This is a genomic window from Microbacterium sp., from assembly GCF_035554235.1.
GTDB lineage: Bacteria > Actinomycetota > Actinomycetes > Actinomycetales > Microbacteriaceae > Microbacterium.
In genome coordinates, this window is sequence record NZ_DATMIO010000160.1 from 1 (window position 1) to 2,148 (window position 2,148).

2 protein-coding genes and 1 pseudogene are annotated in these 2,148 nt (G+C 67.9%); all 3 read left to right on the plus strand.

What is annotated here, in order from left to right; all coding sequences use genetic code 11:
* Window positions 1-250, plus strand: a pseudogene (locus VNT50_RS08235) (sugar ABC transporter substrate-binding protein); the annotation flags it as partial.
* Window positions 247-1,329 carry an ABC transporter permease gene (locus tag VNT50_RS08240; RefSeq protein ID WP_325484629.1) on the plus strand — a complete coding sequence of 361 codons (1,083 nt, stop codon included), beginning with the start codon at window positions 247-249 and terminating at the stop codon, window positions 1,327-1,329. The pseudogene VNT50_RS08235 and the gene VNT50_RS08240, both read left to right, overlap by 4 nt.
* Window positions 1,326-2,123, plus strand: a complete 798-nt coding sequence (locus VNT50_RS08245) for an ATP-binding cassette domain-containing protein (protein ID WP_325484630.1) — start codon at window positions 1,326-1,328, stop codon at window positions 2,121-2,123. Before VNT50_RS08240 ends, VNT50_RS08245 begins: the two co-directional genes overlap by 4 nt.
* Window positions 2,124-2,148 lie beyond the last annotated feature (25 nt).

The following is a 2,148-nucleotide window of genomic DNA, read 5'->3' on the forward strand; positions in this document are numbered from 1 at the left end:
CTCGAGCGCCAAGCTGGCCACGTTCGACCTCAGCGCCGACGTGCTCAAGGACATCGCGGCGGGCAACATCCTGTTCGCGGTCGACCAGCAGCCGTACCTGCAGGGCTACCTGCCGATCGTGTTCCTGAAGCTCTTCAAGACCAACTCCAACAGCGTCGGCGGCGGCCAGCCCGTGCTCACCGGTCCCAGCTTCGTGGACAAGAGCAACGCGGCGACCGTCGAAAAGCTCGCCGCGGCGGGCACACGATGAGCCCGAAGATCGCTCCCGCTCCCGCTCCCGCCGCCGTCGCGGCGCAGGAAGCCAAGCCGGTCGGCGACGAACGACTGGCCAACATCAGTCTGCTGCACCGCGCACTGCGGCGCCCGGAGATCGGCGCGCTGTTGGCGGCGATCGTCGTCGCGATCTTCTTCTGGAGCCAGAACGGCCTGTTCCTGCAGCTGGACGGGATCGCCAACTGGACCGACGTCGCCGCCACCATCGGCATCCCGGCCGTGGCCGTGGCGATGCTGATGATCGGCGGCGAGTTCGACCTCTCGGCCGGCGTGATCACCGGCTCGGCGGGCCTGGCGATGGGCATCCTGGCCACCGAGGTCGGCATGAATATCTGGCTGGCCATCGTGATCACGCTGATCGCCGCGGCGGGCATCGGGTTCCTCAACGGCTACATGGTCATGCGGACCAAGCTGCCGAGCTTCATCGTCACGCTCGCGACGTTCTTCATCCTGCAGGGCGTCAACCTCGGCGTGACCAAGGCGATCACCAACCAGGTCTCGGTCACCGGACTCGACGCCGCGGCGGGCTACGACAGCGCCAAGTCGATCTTCGGTGGCACGTTCTGGGCGCCGCACGACTTCCAGATCACGCTGCTGTGGTGGCTCGCGATCACCGCGATCGCGACCTGGACGCTGACGCGCACCCGGGTCGGCAACTGGATCTTCGGCGTCGGCGGCGACGCCAACGCCGCCCGCAACGTCGGCGTGCCGGTCGTGCAGGTCAAGGTCACGCTGTTCGTGATGACCTCGTTCGTGTCGGCGCTGACGGGCATCATGATCGCGCTGCGCCTGGCTTCGACGCAGGCCGGGCAGGGCGTCGGCGACGAGTTCCAATACATCATCGCCGCGGTCGTCGGCGGCTGCGTGCTCACGGGCGGCTTCGGCTCGGCGGTCGGCGCGGCGCTGGGCGCGACGATCATCGGCATGGCGTTCATCGGCATCCAGTTCTCGGGCTGGAACACCGACTGGCGCTTCCTCTTCCTGGGCGTGATCCTGCTGATCGCGGTCCTGGTGAACACGTACATCCGCAAGCGCGCCGAGGGGGTGCGGGGATGAGCACGCTGCTCGAGGTCCGCGACGTCTGCAAGTACTTCGGCAACGTCGTCGCCCTGAAGGACATCACCGTCGGCGTCGAGTCAGGCGAGGTCACCTGCGTGCTCGGCGACAACGGCGCCGGCAAGTCGACCTTCATCAAGATCCTCTCCGGCGTGCACCGCCACGACGAGGGCGAGCTCCGCGTCTATGGCGAGTCGACGCACTTCAACTCGCCACGCGAAGCGAAGGAGCAGGGCATCGCGACGGTCTTCCAAGACCTGGCGACCGTCCCGCTGATGTCAATCTGGCGCAACTTCTTCCTCGGCTCGGAGCCGACGAAGGGCAGCGGCCCGTTCAAGCGGATCGATGTCAAAGCGGCCAAGGAGATCATGCACGAGGAGATGCGCAAGATGGGCATCGACGTCCGCGACCCGGACCAGCCCGTCGGCACGCTCTCGGGCGGCGAGCGCCAGGCGGTCTCGATCGCTCGCGCCGTCTACTTCGGCGCGAAGGTGCTGATCCTCGACGAGCCGACCGCCGCGCTCGGCGTCAAGCAGTCCGGCGTCGTGCTGCGCTACGTCGCCCAGGCCCGCGACCGCGGCCTCGGCGTGATCTTCATCACCCACAACCCGCACCACGCCTACCCGGTCGGCGATCGCTTCGTGATCCTCAACCGCGGCCGCCTGATGGGCGACTGGCGCAAGAGCAAGATCACCCGCGAGGAGCTCGTGCTGCAGATGTCCGGCGGGGCCGAGATCGACGCGCTCGAGCACGAGCTGCGCCGAAACCTCGACACCGAGGGGTCACTCGCGTGAGCCCGGCCTCCCGGCTCGACGTGCT

What these genes read in the sequence shown, in the direction of transcription:
- VNT50_RS08240 (WP_325484629.1), top strand. Translation starts at nt 247, where the DNA reads ATGAGCCCGAAGATCGCTCCCGCTCCCGCTCCCGCCGCCGTCGCGGCG.
- VNT50_RS08245 (WP_325484630.1), top strand. Translation starts at nt 1,326, where the DNA reads ATGAGCACGCTGCTCGAGGTCCGCGACGTCTGCAAGTACTTCGGCAAC.